The 16045-nt window shown below is 42.9% G+C and carries 23 protein-coding genes; 11 read left to right on the top strand and 12 right to left on the bottom strand.

Features of this window, described 5'->3' with window-relative positions:
- Positions 1-2 precede the first annotated feature (2 nt).
- The 4 genes from IQ244_RS20200 to IQ244_RS20185 are packed head-to-tail and all read right to left on the bottom strand — an operon-like array spanning position 3 to position 2917.
- Positions 3-1583, bottom strand: a complete 1581-nt coding sequence (locus tag IQ244_RS20200) for a hypothetical protein (protein WP_193897377.1) — start codon at positions 1581-1583, stop codon at positions 3-5.
- Positions 1574-1969 (bottom strand): hypothetical protein, encoded by a 396-nt coding sequence (locus IQ244_RS20195; protein WP_193897376.1) that lies wholly within the window; start codon positions 1967-1969, stop codon positions 1574-1576. Before IQ244_RS20195 ends, IQ244_RS20200 begins: the two co-directional genes overlap by 10 nt.
- Complete coding sequence (locus IQ244_RS20190) at positions 1953-2204, bottom strand: hypothetical protein (protein WP_193897375.1); 252 nt, start codon at positions 2202-2204, stop codon at positions 1953-1955. The genes IQ244_RS20195 and IQ244_RS20190 overlap by 17 nt, the downstream gene beginning before the upstream one ends.
- Before the next feature lie 26 nt (positions 2205-2230).
- On the bottom strand, positions 2231-2917 hold the full coding sequence (locus IQ244_RS20185; protein ID WP_193897374.1) for a hypothetical protein: 687 nt from the start codon (positions 2915-2917) through the stop codon (positions 2231-2233).
- Positions 2918-3229: 312 nt separating this feature from the next.
- On the opposite strand from IQ244_RS20185, the gene IQ244_RS20180 reads away from it, so the two are divergent.
- Positions 3230-3427: a hypothetical protein gene (locus IQ244_RS20180; protein WP_193897373.1), complete on the top strand. Its 198-nt coding sequence runs from the start codon at positions 3230-3232 to the stop codon at positions 3425-3427.
- 10 nt (positions 3428-3437) lie between these two features.
- Here IQ244_RS20180 and IQ244_RS20175 read toward each other — a convergent pair whose 3' ends face one another.
- The 6 genes from IQ244_RS20175 to IQ244_RS20150 form a co-directional block, all read right to left on the bottom strand.
- Entirely contained in the window at positions 3438-5504 is a 2067-nt protein-coding gene (locus tag IQ244_RS20175) for a hypothetical protein (RefSeq protein ID WP_193897372.1), read from the bottom strand.
- Between the two features lie 133 nt (positions 5505-5637).
- Positions 5638-5958 (bottom strand): hypothetical protein, encoded by a 321-nt coding sequence (locus IQ244_RS20170; protein ID WP_193897370.1) that lies wholly within the window; start codon positions 5956-5958, stop codon positions 5638-5640.
- 8 nt (positions 5959-5966) lie between these two features.
- Entirely contained in the window at positions 5967-6776 is an 810-nt protein-coding gene (locus tag IQ244_RS20165; protein ID WP_193897368.1) for a hypothetical protein, read from the bottom strand.
- Between the two features lie 83 nt (positions 6777-6859).
- Entirely contained in the window at positions 6860-9394 is a 2535-nt protein-coding gene (locus IQ244_RS20160) for a VapE domain-containing protein (protein WP_193897366.1), read from the bottom strand.
- 142 nt (positions 9395-9536) lie between these two features.
- Positions 9537-9818 carry a hypothetical protein gene (locus IQ244_RS20155; RefSeq protein ID WP_193897364.1) on the bottom strand — a complete coding sequence of 94 codons (282 nt, stop codon included), beginning with the start codon at positions 9816-9818 and terminating at the stop codon, positions 9537-9539.
- Positions 9815-10063: a hypothetical protein gene (locus IQ244_RS20150; protein ID WP_193897362.1), complete on the bottom strand. Its 249-nt coding sequence runs from the start codon at positions 10061-10063 to the stop codon at positions 9815-9817. The genes IQ244_RS20155 and IQ244_RS20150 overlap by 4 nt, the downstream gene beginning before the upstream one ends.
- Positions 10064-10146: 83 nt before the next feature.
- On the opposite strand from IQ244_RS20150, the gene IQ244_RS20145 reads away from it, so the two are divergent.
- Positions 10147-10479, top strand: coding sequence for a KGK domain-containing protein (locus IQ244_RS20145; RefSeq protein WP_193897360.1), 333 nt, complete (start codon positions 10147-10149; stop codon positions 10477-10479).
- Positions 10480-10580: 101 nt separating this feature from the next.
- Here the strand turns inward: IQ244_RS20145 and IQ244_RS33405 are convergent, their stop codons facing one another.
- The gene (locus tag IQ244_RS33405; RefSeq protein WP_193897358.1) at positions 10581-10724 is read right to left on the bottom strand and encodes a hypothetical protein; all 144 of its coding nucleotides are present in this window, start codon (positions 10722-10724) and stop codon (positions 10581-10583) included.
- Positions 10709-10912, bottom strand: a complete 204-nt coding sequence (locus IQ244_RS33400; protein ID WP_193897356.1) for a CopG family transcriptional regulator — start codon at positions 10910-10912, stop codon at positions 10709-10711. Before IQ244_RS33400 ends, IQ244_RS33405 begins: the two co-directional genes overlap by 16 nt.
- A 227-nt stretch (positions 10913-11139) precedes the next feature.
- Between IQ244_RS33400 and IQ244_RS20130 the strand changes: the two genes are divergently transcribed.
- The 9 genes from IQ244_RS20130 to IQ244_RS20090 all read left to right on the top strand — a co-directional run bounded on the left by IQ244_RS20130 (position 11140) and on the right by IQ244_RS20090 (position 16034).
- Positions 11140-11460 carry a hypothetical protein gene (locus tag IQ244_RS20130; protein WP_193897354.1) on the top strand — a complete coding sequence of 107 codons (321 nt, stop codon included), beginning with the start codon at positions 11140-11142 and terminating at the stop codon, positions 11458-11460.
- 43 nt (positions 11461-11503) lie between these two features.
- Positions 11504-11869: a hypothetical protein gene (locus tag IQ244_RS20125; protein WP_193897352.1), complete on the top strand. Its 366-nt coding sequence runs from the start codon at positions 11504-11506 to the stop codon at positions 11867-11869.
- 76 nt (positions 11870-11945) lie between these two features.
- Complete coding sequence (locus IQ244_RS20120; protein ID WP_193897350.1) at positions 11946-12164, top strand: hypothetical protein; 219 nt, start codon at positions 11946-11948, stop codon at positions 12162-12164.
- 25 nt (positions 12165-12189) lie between these two features.
- Positions 12190-12372, top strand: a complete 183-nt coding sequence (locus tag IQ244_RS20115; RefSeq protein WP_193897348.1) for a hypothetical protein — start codon at positions 12190-12192, stop codon at positions 12370-12372.
- 2 nt (positions 12373-12374) lie between these two features.
- Entirely contained in the window at positions 12375-12560 is a 186-nt protein-coding gene (locus IQ244_RS20110) for a hypothetical protein (RefSeq protein WP_193897346.1), read from the top strand.
- A complete protein-coding gene (locus IQ244_RS20105; RefSeq protein ID WP_193897344.1) occupies positions 12550-12912 on the top strand; it encodes a hypothetical protein in 363 nt (120 codons plus the stop codon). The genes IQ244_RS20110 and IQ244_RS20105 overlap by 11 nt, the downstream gene beginning before the upstream one ends.
- Positions 12909-14153, top strand: a complete 1245-nt coding sequence (locus IQ244_RS20100) for a type IV secretory system conjugative DNA transfer family protein (protein ID WP_193897342.1) — start codon at positions 12909-12911, stop codon at positions 14151-14153. The genes IQ244_RS20105 and IQ244_RS20100 overlap by 4 nt, the downstream gene beginning before the upstream one ends.
- A gap of 322 nt (positions 14154-14475) precedes the next feature.
- The gene (locus IQ244_RS20095) at positions 14476-14931 is read left to right on the top strand and encodes a hypothetical protein (protein ID WP_193897339.1); all 456 of its coding nucleotides are present in this window, start codon (positions 14476-14478) and stop codon (positions 14929-14931) included.
- Entirely contained in the window at positions 14928-16034 is a 1107-nt protein-coding gene (locus IQ244_RS20090; protein ID WP_193897337.1) for a site-specific integrase, read from the top strand. The genes IQ244_RS20095 and IQ244_RS20090 overlap by 4 nt, the downstream gene beginning before the upstream one ends.
- Positions 16035-16045: the final 11 nt, after the last annotated feature.

Raw genomic sequence — 16045 nt, 5'->3', positions numbered from 1 at the left:
AATTAAGTTGTTTCCTGCTCTGCGCCGGGCTTTTTCAAAAGTTCGAGTATTCTTTCATTAAAATCGTAAGGCTTCGTATCAACCCAAAGGTCAATTCTATCGGTACGCCTCATGTAACGCTTACCAGTAATTGGAATACTGGAGCCTGGCGCGCCAGGAACTTGGTATTGGTTCAAAACTGTGAAATAGGCAGGATAAATCCTGACTGGTTGCTTTAAGTAACTGCCTGTAGAATCTTCTGCCCTATCTTCTGAAATTGTCGGTTTTTTGAGCAAACCAGCTTTTGATAATTTAAGCAGTTCCCTCATTCTGTCTTCAGCTTCATCGCCAGTTGATGCGTAAATTGCCATTTGTCGCCCATTGTCCAGCATTCCGGTTGCCCGATACCGCCCATACATATAGCCATTTTCGCCACCGCAGTAAAGTTTGATTTTCTCCCAGTCCAATTTGGCGGAGTCAATATCGGGGATTGTGTAGGTCGCGCTAACAAGTCGGCTTTCTCCCTGACGCTTCGACCAGGGCGGTGTTTTGACGCTAAAAAACTGCACTTGTAAACTAATGGTTCTTGGCTTACTTCTCAGTAGCTCATCAATTGGGCTACCTACAAAAGTACCAATATCCTTATCCTCCATCATTTGATAATTAGTGAGGGTTTGGACGATTACAGGTTTTAGTACTTCCTCTGGGCCAGCTAAGATGATTCGCTGATCATCAATGCTGCGATCAGGTTTGATTTCAACATATTTGGTTTCACCCATTGGGGGCAGAATTTGTTTTTTAAGTTTTTCAGCGGCGAGATAACTATCAATCGAATTGGCGACGACGTACCCAGCCTCCACGCAACCGTCCCAAGCTTCTTCTAAAAATTCCTCAACAAAATTCTTTATTCCCTCGTTTGAAATGCTTTCTACAGCATTGTTGACTGCAATAGCAAAACTCCAAGGCTTTGAACCTTCCGCACCCCAAGCCTGAATAGCTTTTTGAGTCTTATCACCAAATATCCGCCCAAAAAAATCAGCGTTGCCTTTTATCCATTTACGAAGATTCTTAAATCCAATAAGTAGAAGAGATTGCACACCAGACATAAAAGTATATTTAACCAGTCCAGCAACATTCCCTAAAAATTCTTCTGCCATTTCTTCGGCAACGTTTTTCATCACATAAGCGCCAAGCGGCTCATTAAAAACGGCTATTGTCGCCGCAGGCACTACACCACAAGCTAAATACCCGAACAAGTTACCGAGAGTACCGCCCAACATTCCCAAGATTCCATTCCAATACTGTTGGATTTGTTGGTCAATGGATTTATCGCTCATGTTCCAGTCGAAATTCCAGATGAACTGAACTGTTGAAACAAACAACGACCATATACCAGTGATAGTAAAACTAATTAGATTACCAGCCTGAGAAACTAGAAAACCTACAAGTTTACTGCCAGCGTTCCAAATCCAATTAATAATATTATTTTCGCCATCTTGAGTTATTTGTTTATCTTCAAAAGAAGATTTAAAGACTCTTTCTCCTATCTGTTGGCGAACAACTTTTGAGTCTAAAGCATCAGAAACAATATCGGCTAACCCCATAATTCTTCAAGCTTAATATCAAGGTTTGCATCTAATGTTATTCCCACTGATCTAACTCGTCTCCATCGAACTTTGTAAACCTCAATATCTCGGAAATAAACACTTCTATCTTGCAGGTCTTGGGGAATTGGTATTTCAAAAATGCTAGAGACTTGTTCAGGGTAGATTCTAATGGCTGTACCTATTTGGTCAGAATTAGCGGTTTGATATTTTGGGCGAAATAGGACGTAACTAGAAAGTTTATCCCAATTACTACAGATGAAAGTGGCGCGAAATGTAGCATTCGCGCCTGTTGCTGTTGTTGGGAATTTGATCCAAATTTTCGGTTCGGCTCGGATTGTGCCGAGGTTGTTCCAAACGCCGATGTCATCAGATGAAGTAGGCATCTTCTTCGTCCTGTACTTCGTCGAGTTCCCCACCGTAGACATACTCTTCCATCTCGGCGGCGTTGACGGCTTCTAGTACCTTACTACCAGCACGCGCCACAAATGCAAAATCATGATTGTGGTAGGCGAAGTCTCGCCAGCCGGGGGGGAAAGTTGAGTACAAGTAGTCTTCAAAGAAAGGATGTCCGGGCAGAATTAGCCCGGCTTCCGTCTCAATTGGTAATGTGGTTGCCATTGCGGTCATGAAATCAAATTAAAGAATTAATTTCCGCCACCGCCAGATGATACGGCGATTACCACTTCTTCTTCCAAAATTGCATAACCGAGTTCCAACATATCCCCAGCCATTGAACTAGAGAAAAAGCTAGAGAAAGAAGATCCATCTTCTAGTAATTTGCTGGCACGTCCTGGACGAGGGCGAGTGGAGCCGGAAACCAGCTTGTTGCGTGCGGTGTCGGTGGTGATAGTGCTTGCAGCTTCTAATCCCACCTCAGCAGCGAATAAATCAAAATCCGCCTTGTTCATGGGGAAACAATATTTACTAGCATCGCTCAAAGTGGCAATTGCTGTAACACTGCTACGGGCTGCGCTGGGGGGGCGGAGGGTCACAGCTTTGCGGCTTTCAGCTACATTCCACTTTGCGCCAAGAGCAGTGGCTAATTTGTCGTAGGCACAAAACGTTGATACGCTTTGTTGTTGACCCACAGTAGCATTAGAGATTTTTCGGCTAACACGGGCAGGACGAGGAGACTTCGCACCGATAACAACAATACTGCCTGCTGCTAGAGTTGCACCTTCAGCTTTAAGGTGTCCAATGTTTGTTAGATCACCTTCGGAGATACCACCCAAAGCGGCGATATCTTTGCGCTTCCATCCGTAGTACATGGTTGGATTGACAAGAACATAAACTAAGTCTTCTCTTTTTTTACCTCTAGTAAATGCTGGCATTTGTAACCCTCAATAATGTTTTAAATCAGTGATGAATCAAAAGTAATTTATTGCCATTAAAAACGGCAATTGTTGTTATTACGGGGTTATTTATGTTTTTGGTATTAGAAAAAGCTGGTCTTTTCTTAATATTAAATAGGGAATTAGATGAAAAAACGGTTAAACCTGTCAAGGCTGGAATTCTTTATAGAACCCTATGGGTGCTGAAATATTACATGAGGTTTAGCTTGCGGGTATCCTTGAGCTAAGTATACAAAGTACCTTATGAATATAATTTGCTACAACCTAATGGGAACGCCTTGTAAGCGACTTATGATTAAACGCTTTGCCAGAGGCAGAAACGGACGTAACCGGACATATCACTATCGACCGCAATACAGGCTGATACTGCGGCTAATGAATGAATTGGGCTGGACAGAGCAAGCTGTCCGCGAACAGATTTATAAAGAGAGACTTTACCTACTCCGGCAAGAATGGGGCGAAGCTGCAATTGGGGAAGGTCAGGTGTAGATCAAAAGCCTCATTCATTGGTATCGCTAGTATCATCGCCAATTTCACGGATTCTAGGGCGTTGCTCCAGGGGTCTGCTGTAAGGATGGGTGTTATCAGTAATTCCAGGTTTGGCGATAAATCCCTGTTCTGCTTCTTCTACAAATATGTCCCACTCGTTCTTTTTAGGTTCAGGTTTTGCGTCTGGGTTTTCTGGGTCAATCTTGTAAGGTGGATCTTTTCTAAATTTGCTCATCTCACCAGAAATTTCATTAGCACCTTTGAGGATTGTTCTGAGTTTTTCGATTGGGTCTGCGGCTCCCAGATTGCGGAAGTTTTGCGCCTTCCACATTGCCGCGAATTCTAGTAATGGTGCGAGGGTATCAGTAAAATCGTCTTTGTCGTCGTTTTCAAACCCTTTAACCTTCACTGTTGAAGGTTTCATCATTTGATCAAGGCGTGACTCGTTAGGCTTGAAGGTAAAAGGCATTTCGCGCTCTACCTGTTTACCCTTGTATGCCAAAAATTCAGCGTTGGCTTTGGCATACTCATAAGCTAAAAATGCTGTTTGTTTACTACTCCCAGCTTCAACCATACCGTTAACGGATGCGATCAACGTCGCGTTAGTTTCAGCCCTGATCGCCAAGAGCATCCCCACAATTTCAGCTAATGCCTCGGCTGCATTTGGTAGAGTTACTGTTTTTTCTTGATTCCCTTCTTGGGTTAAATCGGCATCTTGAATTTTAATTTTTATGGGATAGTTCCCCGATATTGCATCTAATTGTTTGACTGTATAAGAAATAAATCGCGTAAGATTTGCAATTGATATTTGAGGGGAATTATTTTTAGTTATCCACTGTGGGGCTGATACTGGGTAATCGTCCACCCCAACGGCATTGTAAAGCCTGCTGACTTTGGCATATAAAGCCCTTAATAATGAATCATCACAGCACATACATTCACAATCCTTATCATCGGGTGGTGGTGGGGGTGGGTTGTAGTCTTCCAGTTTTTGGGCTGAGGTTTGATATTCATCTATCTCAATTGAATAGCCTGCGCCATAGTAGGCAGTTCCAGAAAAATCTTCGGCGGTTCCATCAATAGAAATTGTTCTGCCTTCAAAATCTGAAGGTATATCTATAGGAAATGTGGAGCTATCATAACTAAAAAAAGTGAATTCAGGCTTTAAAGTAGTTCGTCTACTATCAAGTACTAAAGTTTCAGAGGTATTGATGATTCTTGCATATTGCCTAATATATGTAGATGCCATTTCAGCGAAATAGTAACCACTACTTTCTATTTCTATATGTGGATACAAAGAAAAACCAACTGCATAATATACCTTGAAACTGCCTGACGCTGTGGCGCTAAACTCGTCAGTATTATCTGTGTAATCAGTCGGTAGTTTACCGCCTAAACTATTAACGTGAGTCTCAATTATTGGAATGCTCCAATATTCTATAGCATAGGCAATATTCATTCTAAAATCATATTGAAATTCAAACGTTACGCAAGCATTAGCGTTAACATTATTATCCAATAAAATATTAGATTGGATGGGAAATTGTATTTGGCTAATCCCTACACTGTAAGTTTCAGAAGCTAACCCGATGGGAAGAATGAAAACTCCACCTTTCCCATCGTTATAGCTATATTGAAGGGATTTTATAGTTACATACAAACCCGCTTCTAAATCTTGCTGATCATCGTAGTTTTCAATTTCTGGGTTTGGCTTGGGTTTGGGTGTAGGCATCCGGCATTCACCGGGATAGCGATAAACGAATTGGGTAATTGGCAGTTTTACGAATCCAAACGTTGGGTTTATTTGAATTCCTACTGAGCATTCATCCTGCACCCTGGAAAAATCAAAGCCAATCGGCTCCCTAGTAAATGGATTCCCGCCGCAAAATGGAGAATCTGGCCAACGCCCACAATCAAAGGGTGAAGCAGCGCCGCCGCCAGTAGAATAAAAACCACCGCCCAGAGGGGTTAGTCCTGGTGCTGGTGGTTCTGGTTCGTCCGGTGGTGTCCACTCTGGGCGGTTGCGTTGTCTATTGTTTTTGGGTTGTGGGGGAGTTCGGTTTGATTGGCGTACCATTAGAAAGTTTTAATATGCCGAATAATTGCACCTTTTGATAAGTTATGAAGTTTCAAGTATTTATTTTGGATGACTTCATAATCAGTCTTCCCTACATTTTTGTAGGGAATTTTAAAATCATCTAAATCATTCATCAAGTAAATTCTCTGATTTCTAATGTTGGGGTTCCACTGGCTGCAATAGCGTAAAATGCACCAGTGTATATTTTATTATCTGGCATTTCATAAAAGCCTTTTGCACTTAAAGGAAATTGATGCTGTGAGGCAGTAGGGCTGGCTACTGTGTCAATGTAAACAGTAATAGAAGTTGGGTTATAAATTGTTAGCCCTAATCGGCTCGTATTAGATGGAATAATTTGTGCAGCCGTGGTAGAAGTTGCACCTGTAATTCTTGTACTAGTACTTGCTAACTGGTCTGTTACTGTTACATTGCTGCTGGGATTAGTTAAGGGCATTAGTACTCCTAGATTGCTTCAATTCCTGTAATTGCTGCTGTATTCCCGAATGTAGAAGCTGTTATTACACCTTTGTAATTGATAATTGAGGTGTAAAATTCATAGCTTCCGCCATCGGCTTTTAATAGTATTCCCTGCCCAGCTTGGGAAGTTTCGCTGAGATTTAAATAAATATCTTCTGGTGATGTATTAGTTAAAGCTACATATTTTCTATTAGGATTGGCTGCTAATATTGGCGAATTATCACCGCTAATAGAAACAGCAAAATCATTTGAATTGGTGATGGTTTGAGGTGAATCATCAATCACGATTTCCTTAACGTAACTACCATGAATTGTGATTTCATCACTAGCAACTAACAAGCCTGTGCCGACATTCTGTAACTGAACTCCTACCCGCCCACTTAGCCCTAGCTCAACAGCCAAGTTATCTGTATATAAATCCATTAGGTTATGTATCCGGTAGGGATAACCAGAAGGGTTTAATAGGCTGATTGAACCAACTGGAAACCATTGATTATTGCCAGCACTGATTAATAGATTGAGTTGCTTCCTCTCTGAATTCCACTCAGCGTCAAGCGTTTTGTAGGTTGCTTGTATTTGGCTGTCTTCAATGCTGATATCTGGTAATTGGGCTGGTGCTAGGCTGCTGATTTTGGCATAAGCTTTGAGGTTTTTGATAAAGATATTTTCGCTGATGATTGTGCCGTTTTCGATGGTGAAAGGTTCATCGTCGAAGATTTGGTACACTTCAGCGGTCGAAGCACTATTCAGGTGAAGAATAATGGGCTTGACTTGATTTATTGTCGAAATTGTCATGAGATGAAGTCTAATTCATAGTTGATTATTCCCTAATCGATCGCCCACGGAAAGTTGTATCCAGGAGGGCGATCGCATTCTCTTCATAGCTGCGGTTTACTCAGTTGCTTGGCTTTGGCGTAGATAAAATGTCCTGGCTTTGACTCAAGTTGATATTCTCGCTTGTCGCGGTTGTAGCCAACGACCGCCACCACTTGACCCGCATAATCAGCCAGTTGACCAATATTTAATGACCAATCATCGCTAGGCAGATGGAACAGGTCACTATACCGCACCCTTGGCACTTCAAAAGCTTTAGGTAACAAGACATCTGCTTTATTCACAGATGGAAATAGCTGTTTAACTTTGACTTTCGACTGCTGGGACAGTGACCAGTACACCTGACCGACTTCAATTCTTCCGACCGTGAGCAATTTTGGCGGCGGCTCTGTTTGTTGTGCATTTTTATTTTCTGATTTTTTTTCAAATTTCAATGGATCATCTGGATCATCTGGATCAAGCTTGCTGTGTAAGGGTTCTGGATGATCCATTGAAATTTGGATATCTGGATCATCTGGATCACAGATAGGGGATTGTATTAATTCTTGCTGAATGGGTTCGGAATACTGATCCAGATGATCCAGATGTGGAAAAATATCTGGATCATATTGAAAGGCTTGCTGTGTAAGACTTGATCCAGATGATCCAGATGATCCATCAAATTTTGAAACTTTTCGGAACCAAGCACGTAACGCGTGACCGTTGACCCATTTTCGTTTTTGCTCCCAGCCAGCTTGACGCATGATCGAGCTAATTCGGCGTTCTGCCATTTTGTCTTGGCGGCCTGGTTCAATGGCTAAAGCACCAGTTAAAAGCTCGGAAGTCGTGACCAGTTCTCTATTCTCAACAAAAGACGCGATCGTTTCTTCCCACGGGTCAAAAGTTTGGTATTCCTTATTTGCCTGTTCTTGCAAAATTCGTTCAGCCGAGTTCAAATACCATTTATGGCCAGTTTGGTAAAGATGATTAGCTGCCGCCCAAATTAGATCACGTTCGCGGATCAAGTCTTCAATAGGAATAGGCTGAAGTACTGGAATAATCCAGTAACGACGGTTGCCCGTGGGGTCGTTGAGTAATTCCTGTTCGTTTGAAGTTCCAAATAAAATGCAACTGCGAGGATGTTCTTTGATTTCCCGGTCGTAAGGAGTTCGGAAGGCATCAATTGTACTGCTGAGGAATTTTTTCATCGTTCCGATGTCCTTCCTCTTATATATATGCTCAATTTCGGGAATCTCAAGCCCCCAAAATTTATGCAGTTTCATGAGTTCGTCTTTATCGTTGCTGTCGCTGAGTTCGTCGGTGAACCAATCCGCACCGATTAACTGTTTCCAAAATGTTGACTTGAAAAGACCCTGAGCGCCAACAAGTATCGGCACATCTTCCGCTTGGCAACCCGGCATTCTTGCCCTTGCGACAGCTGCAATGAGGATTTTTCTCATATATATATTGTGTAGCGGGTCGGGGGTTCCAAAGTATCGTGTTGCTAAGTTGTCAATGATTGAGGTGTCAGGATTTGGGTATTGGGCGGCTAAGGAATCTAGATACTCAACCACGGGGTTATAAGCATTGTTTTTTGCGATCGCAAAAACGACACTCTGAGCATCGTCCTTGCTTATATCCATATCAAACTCAATTGCGATATGTAATTTCAATAAATCTAAATCAAGCCATTCCTCCTCTAACTCAACAATTTTCTTAAGAGTATTTAGCCTCAGAGAATCACCCCAACCCGCTTTTACTTTGCGGTAAGCCCTGTAAAGTCTTGAGGTTCTTTCTTCCTCATCCTGATCTAATTCTTGATGCTTTCGCTGTTCGTCTAATGCCTGTTTCCACTCTTGAATTGTGCTGGCATCCTCTATTAATTGTCTGAACTTATCGCCGCCTTCTTTGGCGATAAAATCATCCATTCCTTTTAATGCCAATGATGGAAGATTAATTACAAATACCTTCGTTCCGGTCGCGCTTAGTTCTCTGGCTAATGATAGAAGCTCGTTTTGAACAGGGCGTTTTGTCATTACATCTGCATCGAAACACAGGTATATATTTCGCCCAAACCCTGTAAAACTTTCTAACCAATAATGTAGGCGACCTCCTTTTTTACAAGTCCCAACACCAGGGATACTGATTGTTGGAATGCCCAGAGTCAGACCAGCACCAGCTTTTTTCGCTCCTTCTGTGATAATCACTGGTATAGATTTGTCTTCGATAATAGATAACCAGTAATCCTCAATTCCTACATTTAAAAACAAGGGCGCTGCATTAACATCACTGGCATTTAAGTATTTTTGAACTTTGCCTTTTTTATCTATTGGTGATGTATCGGGTTTGATTTGTACACCCTCTAAAGTATTCTCTCCAGTAAGCGGATTCACACCACTAACGCACCAAGCAGGTACAAGGCTATCAGAGTGTTTATTTCTTCTTTTCGTATTTCTATTGAGAAGCTTATCTACTTCTCTGGAATCATGAATTGTACTGATATTTAGAGTAATGATTTTATCCGAAACTCCGCTATCTTTCCACTCTTGATAATGATGAGAATCAATTGTGATTATTTCTTGAAGGACTGTTTTAGACATTTGTCAGCCCTCCAAATAATGTTATAATTGTTGGTAATTCAGAGCAATTAATTACTCTGAAAGAGAAATTAAACAAGTGTTTATTCATATTTAGATTCCTTTTATGACTCTCCAGTTTGGCGACTGGAGTTTTTTTTTGGGATTAAAACAACACGCTATCAACATCTAAATAGCTCATAGATTCACCTCTGGAATTAGCATCATCAATGAATGATTTGATGATGGGATAGGGGAATCTACAAAGCAGCCGGGGACGTGAAAGCGATAGCCGAAACAGAAACTCGACTCTGGGACATCCCCAAGCGGTGGCAGAGACGCTGATTGGTGCTTGGAGAAATCGGATTTCGCAAGCGTAGAACAGCTTTGAGTGCATGGCGGCGTATTGCCACAGGCGGAGGAATAACAGCAGTTTCTTGATGGTCATAGGTTTTTGGTTGGTCTTTCGCCTTGCTCCATCCAAGTGGCAATCTCGGCGAGAACTCTGACTTTCTCGATTTCGGTGAGTTTATAAAGTTTCTCGTAGTCTTCAACCTCAAGGCGGTTTTCTGTCCCTTCCAGTAGCTCTGAAAGCGGCTCTCCAGGATATTTCAGTGATTCGCTCAGTGCTGAAACCAAATCCAGTAGGTAGCGGCGGCACAGTTCTAGTAAGTGGTCTTGGTTGCTGTTCATTTGTTGACGGGAATTATTAGGGAAGGCGGATCTAAGCTGCGAACTTGATCCGCCGTGTTGGCTAAGAACGAGGAAAAATTTAAATGAGTGGATTTGATTTGAGTAATGATGATGTCATTTCAATGAATGCACAACTGAGCTTTACTGATTCCAAGACATCTAAAACTGAAGATATGATGGACGCAATTCGTGATTTATTTAATAGCTCCGACTTGCCGATCGATGAATGGTTAGACGGAATAGAATGTGAGGTTTTGCAAGCTAAACAAGGTGGGGGCTGGCAGAAAGGCAAAATTAGACTAGTGACTCGACTGGAATTTATTCCTTATGAGCCAAAACAAACCGAGAAAACCACTTCAGCAATCACGCACTCGATTTATCCGGTTTCAAATTCCCAGCCATCTGAATTTAGTTGAAATTTAAACATATAACTTCCTCTTGATTTGATTTCGTTGGCGATCGCACCAACGCAATCGCCACAAATAAAGCCGTCTACCTTCATGAAAGGTTGACGGCTTTATTCTGAGTCCTTGGTTTCTACGTCCTGCCCCAGTTCTTCCTGGAGTGATTCCAGTTCTTGAACTCTAGTTGCAAGGCTTTCGATTTCCTGTCTTTTAATAGCCAGCTGATTACGATACTCACTAATCAGCTGGCGCAGCATTTCCCCAGTAGCTCTTTCTCCGCGACCGATAACTCCGACTCTTGTCGAGCCATTGTTTCTATTAACTCTGATCGGCTCAATCCCATCTGTGTCGCCTTGCGGTCTAGTGTCTGGATCGATGTCTGAGTCAAGGAGATGTTGACTCGAATCTTCGGTTCTTCGTATTTGCCGTGCTTCTTCTTGCCCATCTGGTTCTCTATTCATGGTTCTTACACAAAATATTAACACCGCTTCTTACACAAGACTGACTTGCATTTCTTACACAAGATGATAGGATGTGTTTAAATCTTACACAAGAGTAACGTGAAAAGATAGTAATTGTCAGCGTCAACCAAGTAGAGATAGCAGCCTGCCAGCACTGAGCGAATAGCAAAGACCTGCTAGGGGAACAGTCAACAGTCAACAGTTAACAGTCATGACAGACAAAATCGAGAAAAACCTTAGTCTCAAGCCACCATTCCTACTCGTCCACTTACAACATCCTGATTCAGAGATAGTTCTGGACGTAACCAAAATCAACTTCATTCACAAAACAGGACGCATTTTCTACGTTTGCTTTGCGGGGACACCAATACCAATGGAATTACCCGAAGAAATGGGGCTTAAGCTTTGGCGGTTGATGCGCTCCTCCAGTATTACCATCCACACTGAGAGCGCAGCCGCAGACGACAAAAACGCCGAAACCCCTTCTGAGCAAGGTTTCGGCGACCAGCCTAATCACGCTTCTGGTAATTGATTCAGTGTAAACAAACCTAGTATTCCCAAACTACTCATCAACTATGAACGAACAAGACACCATCGCTAAAGCATCAACAAACGGTAAATCATCCCACATTAGTAACCGAAAAGGTAAAGAAAGGAAGTGGAAAGAATTATCTGCTGACCCACTAGCGGAAGGTTTTGATAGTCATGCGGCCGAATACGTTGTTGGTAAGTCACCCGTGACATGGGCAACATTGGAAGTCGGGCAATTATTCAGCCGCAGCAAAACAGGTAAAAACCTTTATGTAAAACTCAACGATGCACGGGCTGTCAGCTTAGATACTCGCCAAGCGATTGAATTCAGACCTACTATCCGCCAAACCCAGCAAGTTTGGTTGGTCACTAGCTTTAACTCAATTACAGCTAAGTCCCCAGATTTTTAGAAGGGCAACCACACTAACCTCAGTGCGATCGCCCCTACTCACGTTGAACGCATATCCAATACATTCAACAAAGATTATGAACTATCCACAAAACGAAATCAACCGAGTCGGCTTCCCAGAAGGGCAATTGTTAGGAAATGGTGCATCTGTCGAAGAATGCGCCGAAATTTCCGCAGCATATCACCAGGGAAAACCAATGCCAGTCACCGACAACCCCGCTATCGACCGCATAACAGCACGACTGGAACAAACCAGTGGTTATGGGCAGTACAGCGAGGTAAGCAATGCAAAATAGCAGCATCCCTCCTGATTGGTACCAAATGCAATCCGAACTTGCAGGTAAAGAACTAGATTTTGCTCTGCATCTTGCTGCCTGTGAATACGAAATCAAAAGTGGCATATCAGTAACTTTTGAGCCGATGCCGGAACCGGAAACACAAGCCCAACAGCAAGCTAATTCGATTTACAACCTCAACGATATTCTTGATGCATTTGAGGCTTGAGTATGCCTGTAACAAAGGAATCCGTTCCCAAAGAACCATCGAAATTAAGTTCAAATTTGGCTGAAGCAATGACAGCGTTAATTATCTTATTTTTGATGCTGCCATTTGCGGCCATCTGTCTAAAAGCAACAGTAGAAGTTGTTAACGCCCGTTGTTTTGTTCCAGGAGCAAACAATAATGGCAGATGAACAAAAAATAGTAGTTGAGATTCCCGACGATCGCGGCTATCTACCAGTACCTAGTACAAACGAACCATCTAATTTAGATAAATTCAAAAAAGGATGGATAAACGCGATCGCACTCCCCGACAACTTACCTGACCTAGCCTTTGACATAACAGCCTGTGTAACAATTCCAGCCTTAATTAGCAGCTGCTGGGTGACAATTCCCTTACCTGATTTTCTGCGGTTAGGATTTTTGGTAATGTTAATAATTGTCGGTGGCTGTCTGTTATATCTGCGGCAAGCAGTACCAGAAGTCAAAGACGTGCTGTTAATCCGTGTCGGTCTGGTGGCAGTGGGGGTAATACTAGGAACATGACCGAGTTACACCCTTCACAGCTGCACCAACATTTGCAGATGTACAGCCGTGCCAAATGGTCTAGTTATAGTAGTTTGGTTCTTACTCTGGGGTTACTGTCCTTTGGGGCAACCCAGCCGGCACAGAATAAGCCTTGGTTGATTGGTGCATCAGTCGTGACATTGGAAGTAGGGCGAAAACACCGCCAAACAGCAAAACTACTTCAAGAATCGCTAGGCGACATCGACCGAGCATCACGGCTCAACTTTCAAACTCTGGCCCGAACTCAGACTCAACCAACAGCACAACTAACCTTAAACATTGCCGCTGATGCCAACTGGCAACCGCCAAACCTCATCACCGACCCGGTAGAGTACATCCAGAAAAAACAGAAACACGTTGCTTTGGTTGGTGGCACGGGCGACGGTAAGTCAACTTTCACCCAGTACCTATCATCAAAAATCGGCGGTCGAGTCGTAGTTTACGATTCTGACGCTAAACCAGATGATTGGAATTGGCTAGATCAAAAAGATGTCATTGGCAGAAAAGGCAACTTTAAAGCCATCGACACCGCAATGGGCAACGACCTAACCACATTAGAAGAACTAGTAGAGTTACGTGGTGATGGGGGAGATAACGCGATTGTTGGGCGCGATCGCTTTCTCATTGCTGAGGAATTCCCCTTACTAGTGGATGAATGCGATAACGCGTCCCTCTGGTTTAAGAAACACCTCAAGCGGGGACGACGTTACAAGCAATTTGTTTGCGCGATCGCCCAGAACGACACCGCTGAAAACTATGGCTTGCAAGGGGATAAGGAAACATTGTACAGCTGCTGCTGCTTAGTTCGGTTGGGACAGTTCGCCCGTGACTATGCCCGAACAGTTCTCAAAAATCCACAGCTTGAGCAGTGGCTAAAAGCAGGTGGTAAAAAACGGTTCATGGTTGATGATGTTCCCTGCGAACTAGATTTGAGCAGTTGGGGAGGTGGATCAGCCGCACCAGTGCAAATCTCCGGCGGGGGAAATGATGCAGTGAAAGTGCTGTTACCCTCCCTCAATGAATATGAACAATTTATTGTGAATTGGGGACAACAGAACCCAAATGAAATTTTGAAGGCCAGAATACTGCTGCAAGTTAGCCGACTGTTTGAGGGGATGCAGCCAGATGAAATCAGAATCATCTTGGCATCTCTGGCAGATAAGGGGATTGGCGAAGTGGTTGGGGAAGGTAATCAGTTGGGCTGGAAGTGGTCACAGTAATGTCTACAGGCTGTCTACACCTTGCCCACAGTGGTTTGCAGCCGATTTACTGTGCAAGTTGCTAATACTGCGACTATGCCTGTTCCCCGCCAACAGTTAACCAAGTGTAGGTCGATGATCTGTCTACAGCGTCTACAAAAAAACTGCCCAAAAAAAATTGGCTGTAGACGCTAAAAATACCGTCAAACAAGGCTTTTAGCGATTGTAGACAAAATTTTGGGGATGCCAAAAACAGCCAAAAGCGATGGCTGCGCCAACGCCAAGGGCGATCGCATCTAATAGGGTGTATCTACCAAATTGAAAATTAAAACGGAGAGAACCATTGACAGAAGATGAAGCACTGCAAACAAAAGCAGTAGAGGTTGCAAAGCAAGTTCACAAAAGGGCTGTAACCGAAAAGCTCAAAGAAATTGCAGAAAGCCATGTAATCAATCATTGCTACCGCGCAGGCAGTCGTAGCTATGTCTGGACAGAAGAAGACTATCGCAGCGACGATTTAGATGGTGATGTAGTAGTTTGCGGCGAATGCCTCCCTAGCGATGCAGACAGTTACTCTTGGTGGGAAGTAATTTCCTCCGAAATTCATAGTAGTGAAGTGTCCGACCGTAACGACGAAAGCGGGGAGTATTGTGTCGAAGTTGAAGTCTGGGTTGCTGTTAGTTCTGGCAATGAAGATGAAGAAGTGGACGAAACCGTGTCACCTGACCTCCGCACAATTTACGTACAGATTGACCGCGATGAAGACGGAGATTTTTATGTCTTTGGGACGGAAGAATGACAATTGAACAGCGAATTAAGGAGGCTAACGGACGACTTAAAAATAACTATTGTGGTTTAAAAATTGAACAGCTAGGGGGACGGCTTTTTCTTCGTGGAACACTGCCACCTAAGCCTTGTTCCGGCAAAGATAAACCATATCAGCAGAGAATATCAGCCGCAAATGCTAATGCTGATGGGGTAAAGATAGCAGAAAGATTAGCCAAGAAAATCAGTGTACAAATTGACGCTAAAACCTTTGATTGGTCTGATTATTTAACCCTTGAAATAACCGATAATAAAAAAACAATAGGAGAATTAATAGAAGGATTTGAGAAAGATTATTTTGATAGAAGGAATAGAACATTTAAAACAGTAACAACCTGGAAGGTTGAATATTTTTCAGTCCTGAGAACTCTACCAAAAGATGAATATCTAAATAATGAAACATTAAAAAATATAATTATTGAAAAATCAAAACCAGACACCCGTAGCCGAAAAAGATTTGTTGCAACTTTAACTATTTTTGCGAAATTTTCAGGACTAGAGGTTGACTTGTCATCTCTATCAGGTAGCTATTCTCTTTCCAAGAGACGACCGCGCGATATTCCCAATGACAAGCAAATTCAGGATAGTTTTTACTTGATTAAAAATGATGCTTGGCGGTGGGCGTATGGGATGATGGCTGCCTATGGATTAAGAAACCATGAGATTTTTCATGTTGACTTAGCAACATTGGAGGCAGGCAAAGGAATAAAAATAACTGATGGAAAAACCGGATCGAGAATTGTATGGCCATTGCATCCAGAATGGTTTGAAGTGTTTGGGTTGGGTCAGCCTCAATGCCCAAACATAAAGCTTAACCGCCCAAATAGAGATATAGGCGAAACGGTAACAAGGTATTTTCGGCGGGCGAATATGCCATTTTCACCTTACGACTTGCGCCACGCCTGGGCGATTCGCTCTTTAGAGTATGGAATTGACATTTCATTGGCAGCCAAGCAGATGGGGCATGGTTTACAAGTTCACAGCCGCTTGTATCATTCTTGGATTGACGAGCAGGCACAACAACGGGCTTTTGATGCGGCCATAAACAACCGCGATCGCCCATTACCTCCGACATGATTCGTAATCAG

This window comes from Nostoc sp. LEGE 06077 (assembly GCF_015207705.1).
Lineage (GTDB): Bacteria > Cyanobacteriota > Cyanobacteriia > Cyanobacteriales > Nostocaceae > Nostoc_B.
This window is presented reverse-complemented; position numbering and strand designations above follow the sequence as displayed.